This is a genomic window from Cupriavidus sp. FW305-F7 (genome assembly GCF_058782875.1).
Genome location: NZ_JBYSYC010000077.1, coordinates 1 through 22,132 on the forward strand (window position 1 = coordinate 1; position 22,132 = coordinate 22,132).

Annotated in this window: 23 protein-coding genes and 1 pseudogene; 10 read left to right on the forward strand and 14 right to left on the reverse strand. The window is 61.8% G+C overall.

Annotation, left to right across the window (positions count from 1 at the left end):
* Positions 1-104: 104 nt before the first annotated feature.
* From AC3WL8_RS37880 to AC3WL8_RS37935, 12 genes are all read right to left on the reverse strand, one after another.
* Entirely contained in the window at positions 105-2,312 is a 2,208-nt protein-coding gene (locus AC3WL8_RS37880; protein ID WP_492380084.1) for a xanthine dehydrogenase family protein molybdopterin-binding subunit, read from the reverse strand.
* Positions 2,313-2,327: 15 nt separating this feature from the next.
* Positions 2,328-2,786: a (2Fe-2S)-binding protein gene (locus AC3WL8_RS37885; RefSeq protein WP_492380064.1), complete on the reverse strand. Its 459-nt coding sequence runs from the start codon at positions 2,784-2,786 to the stop codon at positions 2,328-2,330.
* 66 nt (positions 2,787-2,852) lie between these two features.
* Entirely contained in the window at positions 2,853-3,164 is a 312-nt protein-coding gene (locus AC3WL8_RS37890) for a c-type cytochrome (protein ID WP_492380065.1), read from the reverse strand.
* A 33-nt stretch (positions 3,165-3,197) separates the two neighbouring features.
* The gene (locus AC3WL8_RS37895) at positions 3,198-3,674 is read right to left on the reverse strand and encodes a (R)-mandelonitrile lyase (protein WP_492380085.1); all 477 of its coding nucleotides are present in this window, start codon (positions 3,672-3,674) and stop codon (positions 3,198-3,200) included.
* A gap of 28 nt (positions 3,675-3,702) precedes the next feature.
* Positions 3,703-3,834, reverse strand: a complete 132-nt coding sequence (locus AC3WL8_RS37900) for a carboxymuconolactone decarboxylase family protein (RefSeq protein WP_492380066.1) — start codon at positions 3,832-3,834, stop codon at positions 3,703-3,705.
* A 364-nt stretch (positions 3,835-4,198) separates the two neighbouring features.
* Positions 4,199-5,095 carry a LysR family transcriptional regulator gene (locus AC3WL8_RS37905; protein WP_492380067.1) on the reverse strand — a complete coding sequence of 299 codons (897 nt, stop codon included), beginning with the start codon at positions 5,093-5,095 and terminating at the stop codon, positions 4,199-4,201.
* A gap of 126 nt (positions 5,096-5,221) precedes the next feature.
* Positions 5,222-6,043: an IclR family transcriptional regulator gene (locus AC3WL8_RS37910; protein WP_492380068.1), complete on the reverse strand. Its 822-nt coding sequence runs from the start codon at positions 6,041-6,043 to the stop codon at positions 5,222-5,224.
* Positions 6,044-6,295: 252 nt separating this feature from the next.
* Positions 6,296-6,865: a DUF2889 domain-containing protein gene (locus AC3WL8_RS37915; RefSeq protein ID WP_492380069.1), complete on the reverse strand. Its 570-nt coding sequence runs from the start codon at positions 6,863-6,865 to the stop codon at positions 6,296-6,298.
* 13 nt (positions 6,866-6,878) lie between these two features.
* Positions 6,879-7,670: a crotonase/enoyl-CoA hydratase family protein gene (locus AC3WL8_RS37920; protein WP_492380070.1), complete on the reverse strand. Its 792-nt coding sequence runs from the start codon at positions 7,668-7,670 to the stop codon at positions 6,879-6,881.
* Positions 7,671-7,679: 9 nt separating this feature from the next.
* Entirely contained in the window at positions 7,680-8,720 is a 1,041-nt protein-coding gene (locus AC3WL8_RS37925) for an NAD(P)-dependent alcohol dehydrogenase (RefSeq protein WP_492380071.1), read from the reverse strand.
* Between the two features lie 3 nt (positions 8,721-8,723).
* The gene (locus tag AC3WL8_RS37930) at positions 8,724-9,743 is read right to left on the reverse strand and encodes a Bug family tripartite tricarboxylate transporter substrate binding protein (RefSeq protein ID WP_492380072.1); all 1,020 of its coding nucleotides are present in this window, start codon (positions 9,741-9,743) and stop codon (positions 8,724-8,726) included.
* Positions 9,740-11,155, reverse strand: a complete 1,416-nt coding sequence (locus tag AC3WL8_RS37935; RefSeq protein ID WP_492380073.1) for an aldehyde dehydrogenase family protein — start codon at positions 11,153-11,155, stop codon at positions 9,740-9,742. The genes AC3WL8_RS37930 and AC3WL8_RS37935 overlap by 4 nt, the downstream gene beginning before the upstream one ends.
* A 537-nt stretch (positions 11,156-11,692) precedes the next feature.
* Here AC3WL8_RS37935 and AC3WL8_RS37940 point away from each other — a divergent pair.
* The 8 genes from AC3WL8_RS37940 to AC3WL8_RS37975 are packed head-to-tail and all read left to right on the forward strand — an operon-like array spanning position 11,693 to position 18,807.
* Positions 11,693-12,661 carry a Bug family tripartite tricarboxylate transporter substrate binding protein gene (locus AC3WL8_RS37940; RefSeq protein WP_492380074.1) on the forward strand — a complete coding sequence of 323 codons (969 nt, stop codon included), beginning with the start codon at positions 11,693-11,695 and terminating at the stop codon, positions 12,659-12,661.
* Positions 12,662-12,676: 15 nt separating this feature from the next.
* Entirely contained in the window at positions 12,677-13,429 is a 753-nt protein-coding gene (locus AC3WL8_RS37945; RefSeq protein ID WP_492380075.1) for an SDR family NAD(P)-dependent oxidoreductase, read from the forward strand.
* Between the two features lie 10 nt (positions 13,430-13,439).
* The gene (locus AC3WL8_RS37950; protein WP_492380076.1) at positions 13,440-14,075 is read left to right on the forward strand and encodes a glutathione S-transferase N-terminal domain-containing protein; all 636 of its coding nucleotides are present in this window, start codon (positions 13,440-13,442) and stop codon (positions 14,073-14,075) included.
* A gap of 54 nt (positions 14,076-14,129) precedes the next feature.
* Positions 14,130-15,398, forward strand: coding sequence for an ABC transporter substrate-binding protein (locus AC3WL8_RS37955; RefSeq protein WP_492380077.1), 1,269 nt, complete (start codon positions 14,130-14,132; stop codon positions 15,396-15,398).
* A gap of 11 nt (positions 15,399-15,409) precedes the next feature.
* The gene (locus AC3WL8_RS37960) at positions 15,410-16,171 is read left to right on the forward strand and encodes an ABC transporter ATP-binding protein (RefSeq protein WP_492380086.1); all 762 of its coding nucleotides are present in this window, start codon (positions 15,410-15,412) and stop codon (positions 16,169-16,171) included.
* Entirely contained in the window at positions 16,168-16,881 is a 714-nt protein-coding gene (locus tag AC3WL8_RS37965; protein WP_492380078.1) for an ABC transporter ATP-binding protein, read from the forward strand. Before AC3WL8_RS37960 ends, AC3WL8_RS37965 begins: the two co-directional genes overlap by 4 nt.
* A 14-nt stretch (positions 16,882-16,895) precedes the next feature.
* Complete coding sequence (locus tag AC3WL8_RS37970) at positions 16,896-17,777, forward strand: branched-chain amino acid ABC transporter permease (protein WP_492380079.1); 882 nt, start codon at positions 16,896-16,898, stop codon at positions 17,775-17,777.
* A 25-nt stretch (positions 17,778-17,802) separates the two neighbouring features.
* Entirely contained in the window at positions 17,803-18,807 is a 1,005-nt protein-coding gene (locus AC3WL8_RS37975; protein ID WP_492380080.1) for a branched-chain amino acid ABC transporter permease, read from the forward strand.
* 157 nt (positions 18,808-18,964) lie between these two features.
* On the opposite strand, the gene AC3WL8_RS37980 is transcribed toward AC3WL8_RS37975, so the two are convergent.
* Positions 18,965-19,117: a hypothetical protein gene (locus tag AC3WL8_RS37980; protein WP_492380081.1), complete on the reverse strand. Its 153-nt coding sequence runs from the start codon at positions 19,115-19,117 to the stop codon at positions 18,965-18,967.
* Positions 19,118-19,334: 217 nt separating this feature from the next.
* Complete coding sequence (locus tag AC3WL8_RS37985) at positions 19,335-20,504, reverse strand: porin (protein WP_492380082.1); 1,170 nt, start codon at positions 20,502-20,504, stop codon at positions 19,335-19,337.
* A 407-nt stretch (positions 20,505-20,911) separates the two neighbouring features.
* On the opposite strand from AC3WL8_RS37985, the gene AC3WL8_RS37990 reads away from it, so the two are divergent.
* Together AC3WL8_RS37990 and AC3WL8_RS37995 are read left to right on the forward strand one after the other, a co-directional pair.
* A complete protein-coding gene (locus AC3WL8_RS37990) occupies positions 20,912-21,673 on the forward strand; it encodes an IclR family transcriptional regulator (RefSeq protein ID WP_492380083.1) in 762 nt (253 codons plus the stop codon).
* A gap of 145 nt (positions 21,674-21,818) precedes the next feature.
* Positions 21,819-22,132 (forward strand): annotated as a pseudogene (locus tag AC3WL8_RS37995) (acyl-CoA dehydrogenase); the annotation flags it as partial.

The following is a 22,132-nucleotide window of genomic DNA, read 5'->3' on the forward strand; positions in this document are numbered from 1 at the left end:
CTGGTTTTCGTCTTGCGTGGCATACATGCTCCTTATCGACATGTTATGCCCTAAACACAAAATTTCTGACAGGTCCCGCGAGCGCTCGCGCAAGCCCGCCCCTGTCAAGCCTTGAGCTGATCCGCTGCAATCGGCAGCTTCCTTACCCGTTTGCCCGTGGCGGCCGCCAGTGCATTGGCGACAGCTGGCGCCAATGGCGGCACCGGCGGCTCGCCGATCCCCGTAGGATTGGCATTGGAAGCCACGATATGCACCTCCACCGCAGGCATCTCGTTGATGCGCAGGGGCACATAGTCGTGGAAATTCGACTGATCCACCTTACCGTCCGTCAGCGTAATAGCACCATGCATGGCGGCCGACAGCGCAAAACCCACGCTACCCTCCACCTGGGCCTTCACCACATCCGGATTGACAGCAATGCCGCAGTCAACGGCGCACACAACCCGATCCACACGAAAGCTGCCGTCCTGCTTGACGGTTACCTCCGCAACTTCCGCGACGACGGAGTTGAAGGCTTCGTGCAATGCGATGCCACGACCTCGACGCTCGCCCGAGGCCCCGGCCCGCAACGGCTGGCCCCATCCCGCCTGCTCCGCAGCAAGCCTCAGTACCTTGGCATGACGCGGATGCTTCTCCAGCATTGCCAGCCGCCAGGCCACCGGATCCTGCCCGGCCGCGTGCGCCAGTTCATCGATAAAGCATTCAGTCGAAAAGGCGTTGTGCGTGGAACCAACGGACCGCCACCACTGCACCGGAACGCCGATATCGGTAGGGGTATGCAGATCTACCATGAAGTTGGGGACCTCATAGGGAAGATTGGTCGCCCCTTCAACCGACGTCGCATCAATGCCGTTCTTTACCGCCCCACTGAATGGCGCCGGTGCACCGGTAACCAGCGACTGTCCCACTAGCCGATGGTGCCAGCCTACCAGCTTCCCCTGGCGGTCGAGGGCCGCGCGCAGGCGATGGTGAAAGATCGGCCGGTAATATCCCGCACGCATGTCGTCTTCACGGAACCACACCAGCTTGACCGGTGCGCGCCCGTTGATGGCCTTGACGATATTTCCCGCCTCGAGGACATAGTCTGAATCCTTCGCGGCGCGACGGCCGAAGCTGCCGCCGGCGTACAGCGTGTTGATGCGGACTTGCTCCGGGGGGATGCCAAACAGCTCGGCCAGCAATCGCTGGTCCTGCGTCTGCATTTGCGCGCCATTCCAGACATCGCATCCGTCCTTGCCTAACCGGATCACGCAGTTCAGCGGCTCCATGGGAGCGTGCGCAAGATACGGAAAATCGTAATCCGCCTCAAAAATCCGGGCGTTGCCACCCAATGCCGCTTCGATATCACCTTGCTTGCGTGCCACGGTTCCAGGCTTCTTGGCCATCTCGCGATATTTCTCAAGAATCTGGCCCGATCCCAGCTTGAACGCCTTGCTGTCATCCCACTCGACCACCAGCGCGTCACGCCCCTTCTTTGCACTCCAGGTGTCGCGAGCCACCACCGCCACGCCGCTGGGGATCTGAACAACGTCGACGACGCCCTTCACGGTTTTCGCCTTTGCAGCATCGAAGGACTTCACCCGGGCGCCGAACAAGGGCGGATGTGCGACTGCCGCGGTCAGCATGCCGGGCAAGTGGATATCCTGGGTGAAGACGGCCGTGCCATTGGTCTTGCTTGCACTGTCCTTGCGCGGAATGCGCGTGCCAATCAGCTTGTAGCTGGCCGCGTCCTTGAGCTTCACCTCGGCTGGCACCGGCTGTTCCGAGGCAGTTCGCGCCAGTTCGCCGAACGTCGCCTGCCGGCGCGACCCGCTGTGCGTCACCACGCCGTTGGATACCTGGATCTCGGATGCGCTGACGCCCCATTTCCGGGCCGCTGCTGCCACGAGCATTGCGCGCCCGGTGGCGCCGGCGCGCCGTAGCTGGTCCCAGGAGTTGGCGATGGCCCGGCTTCCGCCTGTACCCTGAAACGGACCCCAGGCGAGATTGTTGTACCGCTTCGCATCGGCCGGAGCGCTCTCCACCCGCACGTGTGCCCAGTTGGCATCGAGCTCCTCGGCCACAATCGTGGCGAGGCCCGTGTAGCTGCCCTGCCCCATCTCAAGATGCTTGGCGATGACAGTCACACTGCCGTCTTCCCCGATGCGAAGGAAGGCATTGGGTTCGAACACCGGTCCGGCAGCAAGAGCGCCCGGCAGGGCAGTTGCTGTCGCAGTGCGCGCGAACGTGTTCGGCAGGTAAATCGCAAGCGTCAATCCGCCCATGCCGCGCAGGAAATGGCGGCGGCTCTCGTTCTCAATATGCGTCGTCATCATGACAGCTTGCCCTCAACCCAATGACCGTGCTGCTTCGTGAATCGCCGCGCGGATGCGGACGTAGGTGGCACAGCGGCACACATTGCCGCTCATTGCTGCGTCGATATCCGCGTCGGTCGGCTTCCGATTGCTTTGCAACAGTGCCACGGCGCTCATGATCTGCCCCGACTGGCAATAGCCGCATTGCACCACATCGAGTTTTTGCCAGGCTTGTTGAACTGCCTTTCCAACGTTGCCGCTGCCTGTACCTTCGATCGTCGTGACCTTCTTGCCCGATACCGTCGACACCGGCGTCACACAGGAACGAATGGCCTGGCCGTCGAGATGGACCGTACACGCGCCACACAGCGCCATACCGCAGCCGAACTTGGTGCCGGTCATTTTCAGCGTGTCACGCAGCACCCACAAAAGCGGCGTGTCGGGCTCGGCATCGACGGTTTGGGGCCGGCCATTGACATTGAGTTTGATCATTTACCTGCTCCGGGGCGGTTCCCCATTTGATTCTGGCCATATCCGGCCAATGACACGATACTCCGCCTACTTTAGCGAGAGTACCCATTGCGCAAGCTGCCTGGCTTCCTCGGCATTGACTTGCGGATTGGGCGGCATCGGAATCGCACCCCATGTGCCAACCCCACCTTTCCTGATCTTCCCTGCCAGCATCTCAGATGCCCCGTTCTGGTTTGCGTACCTACCGGCCACGTCTTTGAAAGTCGGGCCGGCGAGCTTCTGGCCGACGGCGTGGCAGGCCATGCAGTTCTTCTGTTGGGCGAGTTCGGGACTCGCTTTGGCCGAAAACGATGCGAGCATGGCCGCGACCAGTACCAGCACGGAAAACAATCGGTTCATGACTTCCTTGTAGATTTGCCTGATCTTCCCTGCTCAGCGGGGGCCTGGATATTGATCGTCCGTAACCTTCTCCATCCAGTCGACAGACTTCCCGTCACGCGTTTCTGAAATGGCGATATGAGTCATGCCGGCCGTCGGCGCTGCGCCGTGCCAGTGCTTGACACCGGGCGGGATCCAAACGACGTCGCCGGGCCTTATCTCCTGGATCAGGCCTCCCCAATGCTGGACCATGCCCGCACCAGCCGTGACAATTAACGTCTGGCCAAGCGGATGCGTGTGCCACGCCGTACGCGCGCCGGGTTCGAAGGTCACGCTAGCACCGCCGATTCGCGATGGTGCGGTGCCCTGGAACCTGGAATCGACGCGCACGTGCCCGGTGAAGTGACTGGCAGAACCGGTCGTTGAGGGTTGCGACCCGACACGCGTGACGGTTATCCCCGGTTCAGCCTGAGCTGAGGCGACTGAATTGAACACCAGAGGAACTCCCATGGTTGCTGCATGCTTCTTCATTTCCTTGACGGTCACGGCTTACTCCGGCTCATTTTCCCTGGAAGACTTCCTTGGCGACAGCAATCGCCGTCAATGAATTCGGCCAGCCTGAACAAAAAGCCAGATGCGTCATGGCCTCGATCAGCTCATCTTGGGTCACGTCGTTTTGGCACGTCTGCATGAGACGACCTCCATTCGTCTTCTCGCGAACCTGCCGGCTCCGGACGCGCGCTTCGACCCTGGCGTCACCAGGCGAGCTTGTCAGAGGCGCGCAAGAACCGGCATGGGCAAGCGGCTTACCGCTCATCAATGGACCACGCAAAGCATAGTGCCGGCGCGGGCGATTGATTAGCCCAGCAATCGTGATAGGTTCTATAACGCTGGCAAATAAGAGGCGCAGAGCATGTGGTGACGCGCGCCGGGCCAGGCCCGGTGGCGCCGCCCACCAAGGTAACCTCGGGCTCGCCAGATCAGCCTGAACGCTGCGAAAGCGCCGCCGTCAGAAGGAAGAGATGCAGCGGCTGACAGGACGGGTTGTCCCCAGGTCAGCCCCGATGGCGTAACGTATCGACCAGCAATGAGAAAGCAGTCGAGGTTTGCCGGCGACTTGGATAGTAGAGGTGATAGCCTGGGAATGCCGGGCACCAATCCTCGAGCACGCGGATCAAATCCCCCTGCGCAATCTGGGTAGTGACCTGATCCTCCGGAAGATAGGCAAGGCCGAGGCCGCCCAATGCCGAGTTCAGGCGCAACGCGAGGTTGTTGAAGACCAGTTGCCCTTCAACCCTGACTTTCAGCTCGTGTCCGCCTTTCTTGAACTCCCATGCGAATAGTCCTCCGTAAGTCGGAAGGCGCATGCTGATGCAATTGTGAGCCGTCAGTTCGCCCGGTGTTTGCGGGCGCGGATGCGCTGCAAAGTATGCCGGGGACCCAACGACCGCCATGCGCATGTCCGGGCCGACGCGCACGGCGATCATGTCCTTCGCGACCTGTTCGCCAAGCCGAATACCGGCATCGAAACGCTCGGACACAATATCCGTCAGACCATAGTCAACCATGATCTCGACATTGATATCCGGATGCCGTGGCAGGAAAGTCTCGAGTGCTGGCTGGAGTATCGAGATGGCCGGATGTTCTCCCGCAGTAATGCGGATATTGCCGGCTGGCTTATCACGAAGCGCACTCAACGCAGCGAGTTCAAGTTCGATTTCTTCGAACCTGGGTTCCAGCGTTCGCAGCAGCCGCTCACCCGCTTCCGTCGGCGAAACACTGCGTGTAGTACGAGTCAGCAGCCTGATTCCGAGGCGCGCTTCGAGACTGCGAATGGTTTGGCTAAGCGAAGGTTGCGAAACACCGAGCTGGGCTGCCGCTCGGGTGAAACTGCGCTCTTTTGCGACTTTGGCGAAAACTGCGAGATCGTTGAAGTTTTCCAATGCGCTCATAAGCCACCATTATAGGTTCATGCCGATTCAATCCCCTTACAAGCGTGGCCGCTATACCGCGCCCCCGAGACCAGCAGGCAACTTGATGCAAGGCGCAAACACGGGCCGAGCGGCGGAAAAAAGTGCTTAAATCGGCTCCCTCGGATTCGTAGAGCGCGTGGCCCAGGCATTCACATGCTTGAGCAGCACTTTGGAAAGCTTGTCCAGCCGCGGCTCCACCTCGGTCGTCGTACCAACGAGCGTGATGGATGCCACGGCCTCGCCCGAACGGCTGCGCACCGTCGTCGCCAGACCGCAGCGCGTTCCTGTCTGGCTCAGGTTGGTCGCAATCCCGGTCTTGTTGATCTTGTCGAGTTCCGCAAGGAACTTGTCGACCAACTCCGTTTCTTCCCGGGTTCGCCGGCGCAGGTGGGCCTCCCGCTCGAACTGGGGCCAAGCTGCGAGCAGCGCCTTGCCACCGGCAGTGGACAAAAGCGTACGCCGGATGTTCGAACGCGCCTCGAACCCCGCAGCCTGATCACTGCCTGCCTCGGCAACATAGATCAGGTGGTCGCCTGCCTGTACCCCGAGAAAAACCGCCAGCTTCGTCGCCTCATGCAAGGCAACCAGGTCCGAATGCGTGACCAGGCCAGCCCGGATATGGCCGCTGGCCAGGGTCAGGCCATAGACGGCAGGCCCAAGGTAAAAGCGATGTTTGTCCTCATACAGCCACCCCTTCGCCAGCAGGCCCTGAATGAAACCATGCACGGAGCTCTTCGCTGCCCCCAGCGCCCGGACCAGTTCGGCGAAGGTCATGCCTGGGTGGTACACCACCTCCTCGAGGATCTGCGTTACACGATCCACCGTGCGGTGGTTCTGCGGGTCCGCTTTTGACCGTGCGGGGGACCTTGCATCCTGGGGTTCCGCGTCCGATTGCAAAGACCGCTCCGCCTGTTTCTTGAGAGACATCAGCTTTTAATAGCGTCAGGTATATGAATACCCGAAGTCTACCGCAGGCTGCGTGGGGTAGGCATAAATGGCCCGACGGAGACCTGCCCGTGCCACCGGAAAATCGTGCGGCCGCGGGTCGGCCAGTGCCTCGCCGAAGGCAATGGACCTTGCACGGCACGTCGAGCGGGACGTCGGCAAGCCCGCAGCAGAACTTCGGCCCTTCCCTGCCGATCCCGCTGTCCTTGCCGGTGCGGCGAACGGGCTGGTGCCCTATTGCTCGCCACCTTGCGCCGGTTTCGGGCGATGAAACTCGGGCCACTGGTATTGCACCAGTTCCCGCTCGGCGCCATAGGCGTAGCAACTGTCAATTTTGACGGGCCGACCGGTACTATCCAGGCGCTCTGGCCGGCTTCTGCTGGCCAGGCTCATCGATTGGTAGGCCACCGTCGCCATCGGCAGTAGCAGTTCCATCAGGTGCGTGCAACTCGCCGCGCCCTTCAGGCGATGGCGCACTTCCTTGCCCCAGCCGCTGGTCATGCGCAGCCCCTTGAGCGACTGCAGGGCACGCCCACCCTCCGGGCACTGCGCGTAGGGCGCTGCTTCAGTAAAGGTCTCGATGTCGCATACAAGCAGATTCTCGTCAAAGACGATGCGCACGCCCATATCGTGCACCGGCTCGCCGGCCGGGACATGCTTCCCGCCACGCCACGGGACAAAGTCATACGGCTTGCGATCCGTGACCCGCCCTTCTACCTCATACAGCCCGTCACTGCGCCGCCAGCCCTGCATGTCGATACGACGGAAATGCAGCGCTTCGCGCTCCACTGACGTGTTGGTCATGACGGTGCCCTTCTCAGCTGAACTTCGGCGCACGTTTCTCGAGGAACGCATCGACGGCTTCGCGATGGTCGTCCGTCTTGTGGCAGATTGCCTGGAATACCGCTGACAGTTCAAGCACCGAATCCAGCCGACCATGGATCGCCTCACGCATCAGGCGCTTGGTCAGGCGCACGCCGTGGGAGGCGTGCTGCGTGATTCGCGCTGCCATCTCCCGCGCCGCGGCCATAAGCTCTTCATGGGGCACAACTCGCGAAACCAGATTCCATTCCAGAGCCTGGCGTGCATCGAGCATGTCACCAGTGAACGCGAGTTCTGCCGCGCGTGACATGCCGACGATACGCGGCAGCAGCCACGCACCGCCGTCGCCCGGAATGATGCCGAGCTTGATAAAGCTTTCGGCAAACTTTGCCTTCTCGGAAGCGACGCGGATATCGCACATGCAGGCCAGGTCCAGGCCGGCCCCGATCGCATGGCCGTTCACCGCGGCGATGACCGGCACCTCAAGATTGAACAGCGCCAGAGTCAGACGCTGGATGCCGCGCCGATAGTCCTGGCGGATCGCCATTTCGCTCACCTCCGGCGACGACTGGCGCTTCATCTCCTGGATGTTTCCGCCGGCGCAGAACGAAGGCCCGTTGCCGGTCAGGATCACGCATCGCACACTCTGGTCGTCGTGAATCCGGTCGATGGCAGCCAGGAATTCGGGAACGGCGGTATTGCCGGTCAGCGGGTTGCGCTGCTCGGGCTGGTTCATCGTCAGCGTGACGACGGGGCCGTCCTGTTCGTAGAGCAGAAAATCTGTCATGGTGGTCTCTTATAAGGTGCTGTTGTCGATGACGAAGCGGAACCGCACTTCGCCGGCCAGCAGGCGGCGATAGGCGTCGTCGATAGCATCGGCGCTTACCACTTCCACCTGCGCGGCGATGTCATGGTTCGCACAGAAGTCGAGCATCTCCTGTGTCTGGGCCAGCCCGCCACTGCGTGTCCCCGCAATCGACCTGCGATTGGCAAGCAGTGATGCCGCCGAGAGGCTGAGCGGCTTGTCTGTCACCGCCAGGTTGACGTAGGTTCCGTCTCGCGCCAGCAGGCCGAGATAGGCATCGAGGTCCACGTTGGCGGGAACGGTCGAAATGATCAGGTCGAATGAATTCGCCAGCGCCGCAAAGGTCTGCGGATCGCTGGCCAGGCGATACTCGTCCGCGCCGAAGCGCAGCGCATCTTCACGCTTGGCCGGCGAAAGGTCCAGGACCGTGGTATGCGCGCCCATGGCGTGGGCCATCTGCACACCGACGTGCCCCAGCCCCCCGAAGCCAACGATCGCCACGCGCTTGCCTGGCCCGGCCTGCCAGTGCCGCAGCGGCGAATACATGGTGATGCCGGCGCAAAGCAAGGGCGCCGCCCGGTCAAGTGGAATGCGGTCCGGAATGCGCACGACGAACGCTTCGTCCACCACCACCTTCTCGCTGTAGCCACCATAGGTGGGCTCGCCGTCGCGGCCCATCGAGTTATAGGCCAGGGTCCGGCCGCCGCTGCAGTACTGTTCGAGCCCGGCTCTGCAGTTCTCGCACTCCCGGCAGGCGTCGACCATATTGCCGACGCCGACGCGGTCACCAACCTTGAAGCGGCTCACCGCTTCGCCAACGGCAGAGACAATGCCAGCCATTTCATGGCCAGGCACGATCGGATACATGGTCTTGCCGCGCAGGCTGCGCGCATGCTCGACATCGGAGTGGCAGATGCCCGCGTAGGCGATGTCGATCACGACATCGCCCGGCCCCGGATCGCGACGGCGGATCGTGGTTGCGATGAAGGACTCGGTGGGTCCGCAGGTACAACGTGCTTTGACAGTCAACATGGCTTACTCAGGCTGAATCTTCGCTTCACGCGCGAGCCGCACATACTTTTTCGCCTCCGCGTCCATGTAGCCCTTCAGTTCATCCGGGCGCAGGATCAGCGGCACCATGCCCTGGCGCGCCAGCTGCTCGCTTACGTCGGGGCGCTTTTGCGCCTGGATGACGGCAGCGCTGATGCGCTCCACCAGCGCGCGCGGCATCCCGGCAGGTCCGACGAAGGCGTTCCACGACGGGAAATCAAAGCCAGGCAAAGTTTCGGAGATCGCTGGCCACTCCGGCGTAGCCGGATTGCGCTTAAGCGATGTCACCGCCAGTGCCCGCAGCTGTCCGCCTTTCACCTGGGCCAGGGCGTTGCCGGGGTCGGTCAGCGTGGCGTCCAGCACGCCACCGATGACATCGCTGATCGTCGCCGGCGTGCCCTTGTACGGGATAGCCATCAGTTCGATGCCCGCCAGCTTGTTCATCGACGCGATCTGCAACTGAACAATGGTGGTGGAAGCACCCACGCTGACTTTGCCAGGGCGGAGTTTGGCATAGGCGATGAAGTCCGCGAAGCTGCGAATCGGCGAATCCGCCTTGACCATGAGGACATGGTTGGTCAGGGTGGCGCCACCGATCGGCGTCAGGCTGCGCAGTGGCTCGTACGGAAGGTTTTTTACGAATGCCACGTTGCTCGCCAGCGGCGACAGCGATCCGCACATGATCGTCATGCCGTCTGGCGCCGCACGCACGATATCCATGGTGGCGATGACGCCGTTGGCGCCAGGCTTGTTGTCCACCACGATGGGCTGCCCGAGGGTCTGCGCCACGTGCGTCGTGATGATCCGCGCCGCGTAGTCGTTTGAGGTGCCCGCGGGCAACGGGACGATCATCCGTATTGGCCGGCCGCCCTGTGCGAAGACATTGCCGACGGGATAGGCTAGGGTAAGCCCAACTGCACTCAAAAAAGTTCGCCGTTTCACGGCTGGTCTCCTTGTATCTCTTATTCTGAACGGCTGGCTGTCGCTCAGCCGTGGTGCGCTCAACCGATCACGGACTTGTATTCCGTGAACTCCTCGATGCCGACACGGCCCCATTCCCGACCCACTCCGGAAAGCTTGAAGCCGCCGTGTGTGCCACGCTTGTCAAGAGGGGCGCCGTTGATGCGGACACGGCCAACGCGCAGTTTCGCGGCGATGGCGCGCGCACGCTCCGGATCGCCGGACCAGACACCGGCGGCAAGACCGTAGACTGAGTCGTTGGCAATGCGCACGGCCTCCTCGTCATCGTCAAAGGGAATAATCATCACCACCGGCCCAAAGATCTCCTCTCGCGCAAGCCGGCTGGTGTTATCCCCGCAAAAGAGTGTTGGCTTGACGTAGTAGCCACGTTCCAGCCCGTCAGGGGCTTCCGGGCCGCCTGTCAGCAATCGCAAACCCTCATCAAGACCGGCGCGGATATAGCCCCGCACGCGATCGCGGGCCGCCGCCGTCGAGACCGGTCCCAGCGTCGTGGCAGGATCGAAGGGGTCGCCGAGGATGTAGGCCTGCGCCCTTTGCACAGCCAGTTCCTCGGCCTCTTGCAGGCGCTGCCGCGGCACCAACATGCGGGTGAGCCCGCCACACACCTGGCCGGTGTTGCGCATGGCGTCTTCGATGCCGTCGACCACGGCGCGCCGGAAGTCCGCATCGGGAAGAATGATATTGGGCGACTTCCCGCCCAGCTCGAGGTGCATGCGCTTGATCGATCCGGCGCCGACCTCCATGACTCTGCGCCCAGCACGAACGGAACCCGTCAGCGAAACCATGTCCACCAGCGGGTGCGACGCGATTGCCTCGCCGACTTCCGGGCCGGTGCCGCAGACCAGGTTGAAGACGCCGGCGGGAAGGCCGGCTTCGGCACACAAATCTGCGAACATGAATGCCGTCAGCGGTGCGACCTCGGACGGCTTGAGAGCCACGGTGCAGCCGGCCGCGATTGCCGCTCCGGCCTTCGAGATGACAGAGCGCAACGGCGCATTCCAGGCCGTGATCGCGCCGACCACGCCGGAGGGCTCGCGCCGCAGCGTGGTATTGCCGAGCTGCTCGGTCCAGGCGATCTCGCGCAGCGACTCGGCAATAATGTCGAGCTCTTCCACCGCACCTACCGTTTGGGTCCTGGTTGCTGCACTGATCGGGTAGCCCAGTTCCGTCACAATGGTGCGCGTGATTTCGTCGGCGCGCGCTTCGGTCAGGCGAGCGAGCCTGGTGAAGATCTCGATGCGCTGCTCGACTGACGAGCAGGACCAATCCGGAAACGCGCCCGCTGCCGCCTGGACCGCCAGGTCGACATCTTCCGCCGTGCCGCGCGGCACCTCTGCGACGATCTCCTCGGTAGCCGGATTGACTACCGTAAGCACGTCCGTCGCCGTCGACGGTACCCATGCACCATTAATAAAGATTGCTTTGTGCTGAATCATTTGATCACCATGCCTCTTCCATGATTTGCTGCAGTTCGCGGGCCTTGCCACCCCGACGCACGCGAGATTTCCCCCAGGAACCAGTCACCAGTAACGTCGCTCGCGAACGCTTTCGGTCGTAATTACGAACGAACGGTCATAAATACGAATACATCGTAGACAGCAGGGCGAAGCCTGTCAATGCCCGTCTCGCGCTGGCGCTGCAGAAGCCCGGATAACAGCCCCTGTCAGTCGAACAACCAAGGGCAAACCCCTACTCGCTCCGCTCGTCTTTGCAGACCTGCCGATCCGGCGCAACGATCCTTTGATTCGTGCCTATGTCGATGCCACGCAGGTCGCGTGGCATCGACACCGAGTTCGTTTCCACTCCGGCCTGTCGCTCTCAAGTCACCCCTGCAATGCCGAATCCGCCTAAGGCAGTCGCCTCTGGCGGGTTTTCCCCCGTGGTCAGCGCCTTGACACCTCCTACCATGAGGTCTACATTCTGTTCGTATATACGAGAATAAGTTCGCTAACGCGAACCATGGAGACAAAGAAATGACCGGCTCATTCCGCTGCTGGCTTGCGGTAATTGCCATGCTTGCCCTCCCCGTTTCGGCGCAGGCGCAGTATCCCGAACGTCCAATCAAGCTGATCCTGCCTTTCCCCGCGGGAAGCGCGACGGACGGCGCCGCCCGGTACATCGCCCAGGATGTGGGAAAGGCACTCGGACAACCGATGGTGATCGAGAACCACGCCGGCGCTGACGGCATCATCGCGGCGCAGCTAGCCAAACGCGCCGCGCCGGACGGCTACACGTTGTTCGTGAGCACAAACTCAGCGCATGGCAGCAACCCGGCGCTCTACGACAACCTTCCCTACGATCCTGTGGCCGATTTTGCGCCGGTGGCAGGGCTGATTCGCATTCCGATCACATTGGTCGTCAGGAAAAACTCCCCTGCTGATGACGTCGCCGGATTCGTCAAGCTGGCCCGCCAGCGCTCCTCTGCCAAGTCCCTCAGCTACGGTAGCGGCAACACCTCGAACCGGGTGGCGGCGGAACTGTTCAAGGCGGCGGCAAAAATCGAGATGATCAATGTGCAGTATCGCGGCACGCCGCAAGCATTGAACGATTTGCTCGCCGGCCAGATCGATGTGATGTTCGTCGATCCTTATTCGGCCATGGGATTCATCAATGCCGGACAGGTAAAGGTGCTTGCGGTGCTCGACTCGCTGCGCCACCCCCTGTTGCCGGATGTTCCGACAATGAGCGAGGCCGGCTACAAGGACACCCAGGTAGTCACCTGGGCTGCCGCATTCGCCCCCGCGAAGACCAGCCAGGACATCGTCGACCGGCTCAATCAGGCGTTCAGACAGAGCCTGGCCAAGGCGCAAACCCGCGAAGCCCTGCGGAGGATGGCCATGACACCGATGGAAATGAGCGCGAGCGAGTTGCGTGCCTTTGTGGCCTCGGAACTCAGTCGCTGGCAGAAGCTTGTCCAGCTGGCAGGTATCCCGAAAAAGTAAAGAGAGAGAGAGATCATGGACAGAGAAACAGAGCAGCAATCGGCACCGGCCGCCGGCCGCCTACGGGGCCGTCGTATCGTGATCACGGGCGCGGCGTCCGGAATCGGCCGTGCCACTGCTCAGCTGTTCGCCGCGGAAGGCGCGGCGCTGACGCTGCTGGACCGCGAGGCGGATGGACTGACCCAGACCGCCAGCGACCTGAATGCTCACGTTTTTCCTGCGGATGTGACTGATGAGGCATCGATTGCACAGGCCATCCACCAAGGCGCCGCGGCCATGGGAGGCATCGATGGAGTGGTCAATGCGGCTGGCGTGATGCTGCGCGGCTCAGTCATGGAGGTTGGTGTCGCGGAGTGGCGCCGCGTACTGGAGATCAACCTCACCGGAACCTACATCGTCGTGCGCTGCTGCCTGCCATGGCTGCAAAAGGCGACCGGCGCAACCATCGTTAACCTCGGCTCGGGGCAGTCGCTGCTTCCTAACTCTCCCGACCGCAGCGCGTATTCAGCCTCCAAGGGGGGCGTGCTCAACCTTACGCGCGCACTGGCCGCCGAACTGGCACCAGCAATCCGCGCCAACACGGTATGCCCTGGCCTGGTCGACACCCCCATGGCGCAGGGCGTGCAGGCCAACGTTGGAAATTACGCCCTGCGGCGCCTGGCGGATCCGATGGAGATTGCGCGGGCGATCCTGTTCCTCACCAGCAGCGAGTCTTCCTACGTCACCGGTGCTGCTCTGGCTGCGGACGGGGGACGCTCCTTTCACTGAAAAACGCAAGATGCCGCACCATCCCGAACAATTCGTACTGCGCTCGTCGCTCACCTCACCTTTCGTCCGCAAAGTGCGGATGGTGGCCGAAGTCCTTGGCTTGCAATCCCGTATCACTCTGGTGCCCACGGACGCCGCCGATCCGGCCGACTCGCTACGGACACAAAATCCGCTCGGCAAGTATCCGTGCCTGGTCCGCGCCGACGGCACTGCCATCTACGACAGCAGCGTCATCCTTGAGTTTCTCCAGGAGGTCGCCGGCACTGACCGGCTGCTACCGGCCCGGGGCATAGACCGCATTGCGATGCTCACCCGCACCCGACTAGCCGACGGCATCATTGACGCGGGCGCCCAGGTCATTTACGAAGCCCGCTATCACGAAGCCGGCGCCCAATCCGAAAGATGGCTGGACTATCAGCGCGAAAAGATCCTTCGTGCGCTGTCGGCGTTCGAAAGCGCGCTGCCGCCCCCTACCCACACCGATGCGGTGTCGATCGGCCTCGCCTGTGCGCTTGGCTTTCTGGACCGGCGCAAGCCTGTGGCCTGGCGCGAGCACTTTCCCGGCCTTGTCGCCTGGCTCGCGATGTTTGCTCAACACGAGCCGGCATTCAACCAGACGCGCGCCCCTGAAACGCAACCAGCCTGACGCCGCACAGGCATCACGACTCAGGCAAACAACACAGACCCCGGAGACAGCAATATGAGCAACCTGCCGCACGAAGGCCGCAAGCGGGCGCCATTGCCCGCATTCGCACCGCGAAGCCAACGCCGCCTGTATGGCGTGGCCATGGCGATCGCGCTTGCCGCCGGCGTTACGCCGGCCTGGGCCCAGTCCACCAATGCGCTCAAGATCGGCATCATGAATGATGCCTCAGGCCCCTACGTTGACTTGTCCGGACCGGGGTCTGTGGTGGCGGCAAGGATGGCAATCGAAGACTTCGGCGGCAAGGTCTTGGGGCGGCCGGTCGAACTGCTTGTTGGCGACCACCTGAACAAGGCGGATACGGCATTGACGATCGCAAGACAGTGGTACGACGGCGGTGCGCGCGCCATCTTCGACGTCGGCGTGGCACCGGTGGCTATCGCCGTGCAGGACCTGGCGAAGCAGAAGAACCGGATCGCCGTGTTTACCAGTTCAGGCAGTTCGGACCTGACCGGGAAATACTGCTCGCCGAACGGCATCCAGTGGGTCTACAACACCTATCCCCAGGTACGCTCTTCGACCCGAGGCGTGCTCGATGCCGGCGGCAAGAAATGGTACTTCATTACCGTCGACTACACATATGGCAAGAGCATGCAGGAAGACGCCAGGAAGATGCTGGAGAGGGATGGCGCGAGTGTGGTAGGCGCGACGACACACGCCCTCGCCGCATCGGACTTTTCGTCGCAGCTCTTGCAGGCACAGTCTTCCGGCGCGCAGGTCATCGGACTGGCCACCACCACGGTCCAGACTTCTGGGATGATCAAGCAGGCGGATGAGTTCGGCTTGCGCGCCAAGGGACAGAAGCTGGCACCACTGAGCCTGCAGCTCTATGACGTCAAGGCGCTGGGCCTCAAGGCCGCCCAGGACCTGTTGCTGGGTGAGGCCTATTACTGGGACCAGAACGAAGAGACTCGCAAGTTCGCCTTGCGGTTCAAGGAACGCGTGGGCAAGAACCGAATGCCCAACATGAGCCAGGCGGGCACTTACGGCGCAGTCCTTCACTACCTCAAGGCAGTGGCCGCCGCAGGAACCGATGACACCGCCGCCGTCCTCGCCAGGATGAAAAGCATGCCGATCAACGACTTCATGACCAAGAATGGCTCGATTCGCGCAGATGGCCAGGTCATGCGCGACTTCTACATCTTCCGCGTCAAGAAGCCCGCGGAATCGAAGGGCGAATGGGACCTGTACGCGCCCGTCGCCACCCTACCGCGCGACATCGCGCAACGGCCGGCGGACAAGAACGTTTGCAACCTCGTGAAATGACCGGCACCGCCATGACCCATGCAGACTATGTGATCGAGGCACGTGGCTTGTCGCGGAAGTTCGCCGACTTCATGGCTGTCAGCAATATCGACCTGAAGGTCAGGCGTGGGCATATTCATGCCCTGATCGGCCCAAATGGGGCCGGCAAGACTACCTGCTTTAACTTGCTGACCAAATCGATCGAACCTACCGCCGGGCACATTCTTTACAACGGGCGGGACATCACCGGCATGACGCCCGCGCAAGTCGCCCAGCTTGGCATGGTCCGCAGCTTCCAGATATCGGCTGTGTTCCCCACGCTGAGCGTGCTCGACAACATCCGCGTAGCACTGCAGCGTGCCTCTGGCACTTCCTTCCGATTCTGGCGTTCGGACCGGTCACTCGATGTTCTGAATGAGCGGGCCTATGCGCTGCTGCAGGATGTTGGCCTGACAGACAAGGCGGTCGCCATTGCGGGCGATCTTTCGTACGGCCGCAAGCGTGCGCTCGAGATTGCGACGACGCTCGCGCTCGAGCCAGAATTCCTGCTGCTCGACGAGCCGACTGCAGGCATGGGACTGGAGGATGTCGCGGCCACTGCCGCCCTGATCCGCCGCGTGGCGCGTACACGAACCGTGCTGATGGTGGAACACAACCTGGGCGTAGTGGCCGACCTCGCCGACCGTATCACCGTACTGGCCGGCGGCAAGGTACTAGTGGAGGGCAGCTATGCCGAGATCTCCGGCGATGCCCGTGTCCAGGAAGCCTATATCGGCAGGAGGACAAAAGCATGACATCGTTCTCCAGTGCCCCCATCGAGATCCGCGATCTGCACGGATACTACGGTCCGTCACATGTACTGCATGGTGTCAATCTGACGGTGCCCGCGGGCCAGGTGGTAACAATGCTTGGCCGCAACGGCGCCGGCAAGACCACAACCATGCGGGCCATCATGGGACTGCTGCAACGGCGCAGTGGCTCCATACAGGTCAATGCGACCGAAACCATTGGACTGAAGCCAGAGCGCATTGCCCCGCTGGGCATCGCCTACTGCCCGGAAGAGCGCGGCATTTTCCCGTCGCTGAGCGTTCGCGAGAACCTGTTGCTTCCGCCCGTGCTGCAGCAGGGGGGACTCAGCACCAACGAGGTACTGGACTTCTTTCCCAGGCTTGCGGAGCGCGCGCGCAGCCCCGGAACAACTTTGTCTGGCGGGGAACAGCAAATGCTGGCCATCGCACGAATCCTGCGCACCGGCTGCCGCACGCTGTTGTTCGACGAGCCGACCGAGGGCCTGGCGCCGGTCATCGTGGACCACATCGGCACTGTGTTGCGCGAACTCAAGCAGCGCGGCTACACCATCCTGCTGGTCGAGCAGAACCTTGACTTCGCCATGACGCTGGCCGACCACCATTACGTTGTGGAGCACGGGCGCGTGGTCGATCAGTTGAGCAATGAGGAACTGCAGGCGAAGCCTGACCGGCTACAGGCTTACCTCGGCGTGTAGCCAAGGAATATGACATGACGGATCTATTCGGAATACCCTTGCAGGCGCTGCTGAGCCAGCTCGTACTGGGACTGATCAATGGCGCCTTTTATGCCTTGATGAGCCTGGGACTGACAGTCATCTTCGGCATGCTGCGCGTCATCAATTTCACGCACGGCGCACAATTTACGCTGGGAGCATTCGGTGCCTGGATGCTGCTTTCATGGCTGGGCGTCCCGTACTGGGCAGCCCTGCTGCTGGTGCCCCTATTGATCGGCCTTGCCTCAATGGCTTTCGAGCGCACGCTGCTGCGACGGCTATACAGTATGGACCACCTCTATCAGCTGCTCCTGACCTACGGGCTGGCGCTGATCATCGAAGGGCTTCTGTCGGTGGCATACGGCTCCTCCGGCATGCCTTATGACAATCCCCTGCCGGGCGGGATTGACCTTGGCTTCATGTTCCTGCCCTACTACCGCGCATGGGTCCTCTGTACCTCGGTCGTGCTTTGCCTCGGCACTTGGTACGCGATTGAGCGAACCAGCCTGGGCGCACGCTTGCGTGCCGCAACGGACAATCGTGAGTTGGTACGTGCCTTTGGCATCAACGTGCCCCGGCTTATGACGCTCACATATGGCATCGGCGTGGCGCTGGCAGCCATAGCCGGCGTGCTGGCCGCGCCGATGGATCAGGTCAGGCCTGCGATGGGATCCGGCCTTGTCATCACCGTGTTTGCCGTTGTGGTAATCGGCGGGATGGGGTCCATCCTGGGCTCGGTGGTCACAGGCTTTACGCTGGGGCTTTTGGAAAGTCTGACCAAGGTCTACTTTCCCTCGCTGTCAAGCGTGGTGATCTTCATGATCATGGTCGCCGTGATTCTGCTCAAGCCGAACGGCCTGTTCGGACGACAGTCCTGACCGCCCTACATTCCAGAGGTTATCCATGCCACGACTCTTCACCTCCAAGATGGCGTTTTCTGCCTTCTTCCTGCTGCTGGCACTCGCACCGTTCACGGTCTACCCTGTCTTCCTGACCAAGCTCCTTTGCTTCGCGCTGTTTGCCGTCGCCTTTAACCTGTTATTCGGCCAGACGGGCCTGCTGTCCTTTGGCCACGCACTATTCTTCGGCGGTGCCGCCTATGTCACGGGCTACGCACTGAAGGTCTGGTTGCTGCCTACCGAAGTGGCAATCCTGCTCGGAGTGGGATTTGCGGCCGTTGCCGGCCTTGTGGTTGGCGCCCTGTCCATTCAGCGCCAGGGCCTCTACTTTTCCATGATCACGCTGGCACTTGCGCAGATGTTCTACTACGCATGCGTCGCCGCGCCGATGACGGGCGGCGATGACGGTTTGTCCGGCATACCCCGCGGCCGCGTGGCCGGCTGGTTCGACCTCGCAGATGACAAGACCCTCTACTACTTTGTGCTGATCGTGTTCGCGTTGGCTTTTATGCTGGTCTACCGCATCACGCACTCGCCGTACGGCCAGGTGTTACGCGCGATCCGCGACAACGAGGCGCGCGCGATATCGCTGGGTTATGCGGTCAGGCGCTACAAGCTGCTCGCCTTCGTGCAATCCGCGGCCCTCGCCGGCCTCGCCGGATCGCTTAAGGTGCTGGTGTTTCAAGTGGCAACGCTGGTAGATGTCAACTGGTCCACCTCGGGCGATGTCATTCTCATGGCCCTGGTCGGCGGGATCGACACTGCCCTGGGACCGCTGGCAGGCGCCGGTATCGTGCTGTCCCTGCAGACGCACTTGCAGGGCTATGCCCAATGGATGCCGGTCATTCAGGGGGCCGTTTTCGTTCTGGTGGTAACGCTGCTGCCGCGCGGGATTGTCGGGGAGTTTGCCGGGCGGCTCGCCCGGTGGAGCCGCGCTGATGCGCCCGAACCGGCTATGCCTGCCCACGCCGACGGCATCAGCGACGCACGGAGCAATTCGGCAACCTGAGGCCGGGCGTTCGCCGTCCGCGTATGCGCATAAGGCTCCGGTCAGCGAAAGATGGCTACACAGTCTGGACCTTATCGGTCGCCGGCCCAAGCCTTGTCCGTGGGGAAATCAGCAGTTGAAGAACCGGCTTGAGCAGATTGAACAGCGGATCCTAGAATCACGGCGCCACGGAGCAGTGCAAAGCGAGCTGTTTCTGGTCATCAACCGGCTTGAGGAATTTCCAACCGCGGTCACCGAGAGGCTGGATACGATTGACCTTGAAACGAAACGCAAGATCGTTCTGGGTCTGGTCAAATGTGTCGAGATCCACAAGGATGAAATCGTCGTTGTGTTCCGCGTCGATTCAGACCCCCAGTCGCCCGGGGAACCCTTGCTTCTGGCTAACACTTCCCCTCGCCGAGTATGTAGGGGACTTCCACCCCCAGGTAGGTGCGCCCTGCCGGGCGCATAGAAAGAAGGCGCGACCAACGGCGCGCCTTCTTCGTCCGGCCTGACTGTCGCCAAGCCGGTGCCGATTTCCGCGGATGTCAGAATCGGTGACGAATCCCGACAGCCGTACCGAACTGGTTGTTACGCCCCTGAGCCAGGAAGTAACCGGAGGAGAATCCCGTTGGCGAGGCATCGAAGTTCAGCCCGGAGTTCTTCACATACGCCATCGTCAGGTACACGTCGGTGCGCTTCGAGAATGAATAATCGGCAAGGAAGCTGACCTGCCACGGGTTCGCCGGATTTGTTGCCGCCGTCGCGGTCCCTACGCGCAAAACCTTGAGATTGTCATAGTAGTAGCCAAGCTTCAGCACAAGCGCGGTCGTCACGTCGTAGTTCGCGCCCACCCAATACAGGTCATCGCGGAACAAGGTATTACCGGTCGAACTTGTGGTATCTGCCCACCGGTAGCCGGCGACCAGTTTAGCTGGTCCGATCTTGTAACTGACCGCGGCCCCCGCTTTCTTCGCGCGCCCGGGATTGCCAACCGTCACGGCAGGATTCCACTGGTCGTAGGTTGCGGTTACGCCAAACGGACCTGACGCATAGACCAGGGTTGCGCCATATGCTGTGTTATCCCGGAAGTTCCCGGGCGATTCGCCGCTGCCGCCCCCGGCCAGGGGAACGACCCCAAGAGTACCCTGTCCCGCGCCGAAGCTGTAATGTGCGTATGCACTCAACGGCCCGAACTTGCCGGAGTACTTGATGGTGTTGTCTTGCCGGAAGCCGGACCCCAACAGATATGTCGAGGGCTCGTACAGCGGCGCATATCCCATCGGTGTGAAGTTCGAGAAGGCGTCGTAGATTGCAGCGTACTGTCGCCCGAAAGAGACTGTTCCATAAGTGCCATGCTGCAGGCCCACCCACGCTTGACGCCCGAACAGACGGCCGCCCTGGGAAGACCTGCCCTCGTCCGCGCCAAAACCACTTTCGAGCGTAAATATCGCATTCAACCCGTTCCCCAGTGATTCGGTACCGCGCATCCCCCAACGGGAACCGGACAGGCCACCGCTGCTAATCATCGCGAATCGATTGCCACCTGGCCGCTGAGTGATTTCCCCTGTCGCTGTATTAATCGTGGGCGCACCGCTCGCCACGTGAGTGGCGAACTCGACCGGTGTATCGACAACACCATACAGCGTTACGCTCTGCGCATTCGCGGCGCCGGAAGCCGCGCTGAGCGCCGCCAACAATACGCTTGCCTTCTTCATGTTTGCAGTCTCCTCCTGATCTGTTTTGGAGCTTCAACGAGATTTCGCCTCGTCTCTGCAGGTTTCTTCCCTACGTTGCTGCTACACACCAACCGCCCTGCCACGCTCCACGAGCGCAAGGACGCAGGCTTCACGCAGTTCCCTTTTATGAACTGCTGATCGTGTATGCGAACGATAGAGCAGAGGAATCTCCAAGTCAATCGAGTAATCCCTCATGTCGATTGCATAAAACGAACAACGGTGCCGACCCGACGAGACTTATTCCATACCGCGTCGCAGTTAAGTCTTGACATGCGTCGGCATCTCGCTAAAGTTCGCTCATATGTACTATAGTTCTGATATCCGAACTAGGCTCTTCTCCCGCAGCGGCCAGCCGGGCTACAAACGGCCTGGATCGGAATACCCCCATGCATGATCTGAAGACCACACGCGTCCCGCATCCCCATCGCACGGTGGGTCGCGTCACACGCATCCTTGAGGAAGTTCTCTACAACCCGGGCCTGGGGTTGGCCGACCTGGTTCGCGCCATGGACACGCCCAAGAGCTCGCTGCACGGTTTCATGCGGGGGCTAATGGCAAAGGGGTGGCTGTACGAGGACAATCACCGCTTCTACCTGGGCCCTGCGGTCTATGGATTGACCCTGGCAAGTGGCAATGTGCGCGCGGGCCTGGTCACGCAGGCGGACCTGCTTACGCTGCACGACAGGACCGGCGCTGCAGTCTTCCTTGGGGTGCAAGCGGGAGATGACCTGATCTATGTGGCGGATGCCGGGAGCGACCACATCGTCGGTTTCGAGGCCAGGACCAGCATCCGCCGCAGACTGCTCGTCACAGCGGGCGGGAAGGCGTTGCTTGCCACCCGCTCCGCAGCAGATCTGGACGCATACTTGCGTCGCCGTCTACCGGAGGAAAGGCCTTTAGTAGAGGCCTTTCTTTCTGAGTGCATCGGTATTCGGAAAAAGCGGATCGCCATCAACGTCCGTGAAAGCGGCTCTCGCTTCGCCATCGCAACGGCCATCCCAAACCGGGATGGTCAGCCGTCTGCCACGGTTACGATTGTGGGCCGTTCACGCGAGATGCAGCCGCGCCAGCGGGAGCTTGAGGCCCTGTTGATCGACAGTGTCGACGCTTGGGCATGGCGCACCGACGCCGCGCGAGAAGCAATCTGAAGCGCCACCGGTGTTCCACATTACCCACCCCACCAGAAAATTCCTTGCCTTGATCGGTGTTCTTGCGGCACGAGCCTGAGCCAGGCTGTCAGCGTGACAGACCTAGAACCTCGAGAAAATTTTCAGAGAACCACAGGAGAAACAGATGGCCTACCATGCGCCGCTGAAGGAGATGCTGTTCGCGATCAACGAGTTGTCAGACCTCGGGAGCATCAGCCAGTTGCCGGGCTATGAGGAAGCCACGCCGGACACGGTGCAAGCCGTGCTCGAGGAAGCCGCCAGGTTCAACGAGCAGGTGGTGGCGCCGCTGAACCGCATTGGCGACCTGGACCCGAGCAGCTGGAAGGACGGCGCGGTCACCACCACGCCCGGCTTCAAGGAAGCGTTCCGCCAGTTCGGCGAGGGCGGCTGGCAGGGCGTGCTGCATCCGCAGGAGTTTGGCGGCCAGGGCCTGCCCAA

Excerpts from the sequence above, each read along its gene's own strand:
- AC3WL8_RS37880 (WP_492380084.1), bottom strand. The coding sequence starts at position 2,312 with ATGACGACGCATATTGAGAACGAGAGCCGCCGCCATTTCCTGCGCGGC.
- AC3WL8_RS37890 (WP_492380065.1), bottom strand. The coding sequence starts at position 3,164 with ATGAACCGATTGTTTTCCGTGCTGGTACTGGTCGCGGCCATGCTCGCA.
- AC3WL8_RS37915 (WP_492380069.1), bottom strand. The coding sequence starts at position 6,865 with ATGACCAACACGTCAGTGGAGCGCGAAGCGCTGCATTTCCGTCGTATC.
- AC3WL8_RS37885 (WP_492380064.1), bottom strand. The coding sequence starts at position 2,786 with ATGATCAAACTCAATGTCAATGGCCGGCCCCAAACCGTCGATGCCGAG.
- AC3WL8_RS37970 (WP_492380079.1), top strand. The coding sequence starts at position 16,896 with ATGACGGATCTATTCGGAATACCCTTGCAGGCGCTGCTGAGCCAGCTC.
- AC3WL8_RS37925 (WP_492380071.1), bottom strand. The coding sequence starts at position 8,720 with ATGTTGACTGTCAAAGCACGTTGTACCTGCGGACCCACCGAGTCCTTC.
- AC3WL8_RS37985 (WP_492380082.1), bottom strand. The coding sequence starts at position 20,504 with ATGAAGAAGGCAAGCGTATTGTTGGCGGCGCTCAGCGCGGCTTCCGGC.
- AC3WL8_RS37910 (WP_492380068.1), bottom strand. The coding sequence starts at position 6,043 with ATGTCTCTCAAGAAACAGGCGGAGCGGTCTTTGCAATCGGACGCGGAA.
- AC3WL8_RS37940 (WP_492380074.1), top strand. The coding sequence starts at position 11,693 with ATGACCGGCTCATTCCGCTGCTGGCTTGCGGTAATTGCCATGCTTGCC.
- AC3WL8_RS37895 (WP_492380085.1), bottom strand. The coding sequence starts at position 3,674 with ATGAAGAAGCATGCAGCAACCATGGGAGTTCCTCTGGTGTTCAATTCA.
- AC3WL8_RS37905 (WP_492380067.1), bottom strand. The coding sequence starts at position 5,095 with ATGAGCGCATTGGAAAACTTCAACGATCTCGCAGTTTTCGCCAAAGTC.
- AC3WL8_RS37935 (WP_492380073.1), bottom strand. The coding sequence starts at position 11,155 with ATGATTCAGCACAAAGCAATCTTTATTAATGGTGCATGGGTACCGTCG.
- AC3WL8_RS37945 (WP_492380075.1), top strand. The coding sequence starts at position 12,677 with ATGGACAGAGAAACAGAGCAGCAATCGGCACCGGCCGCCGGCCGCCTA.
- AC3WL8_RS37900 (WP_492380066.1), bottom strand. The coding sequence starts at position 3,834 with ATGCAGACGTGCCAAAACGACGTGACCCAAGATGAGCTGATCGAGGCC.
- AC3WL8_RS37950 (WP_492380076.1), top strand. The coding sequence starts at position 13,440 with ATGCCGCACCATCCCGAACAATTCGTACTGCGCTCGTCGCTCACCTCA.
- AC3WL8_RS37920 (WP_492380070.1), bottom strand. The coding sequence starts at position 7,670 with ATGACAGATTTTCTGCTCTACGAACAGGACGGCCCCGTCGTCACGCTG.
- AC3WL8_RS37990 (WP_492380083.1), top strand. The coding sequence starts at position 20,912 with ATGCATGATCTGAAGACCACACGCGTCCCGCATCCCCATCGCACGGTG.
- AC3WL8_RS37960 (WP_492380086.1), top strand. The coding sequence starts at position 15,410 with ATGACCCATGCAGACTATGTGATCGAGGCACGTGGCTTGTCGCGGAAG.
- AC3WL8_RS37975 (WP_492380080.1), top strand. The coding sequence starts at position 17,803 with ATGCCACGACTCTTCACCTCCAAGATGGCGTTTTCTGCCTTCTTCCTG.
- AC3WL8_RS37965 (WP_492380078.1), top strand. The coding sequence starts at position 16,168 with ATGACATCGTTCTCCAGTGCCCCCATCGAGATCCGCGATCTGCACGGA.
- AC3WL8_RS37955 (WP_492380077.1), top strand. The coding sequence starts at position 14,130 with ATGAGCAACCTGCCGCACGAAGGCCGCAAGCGGGCGCCATTGCCCGCA.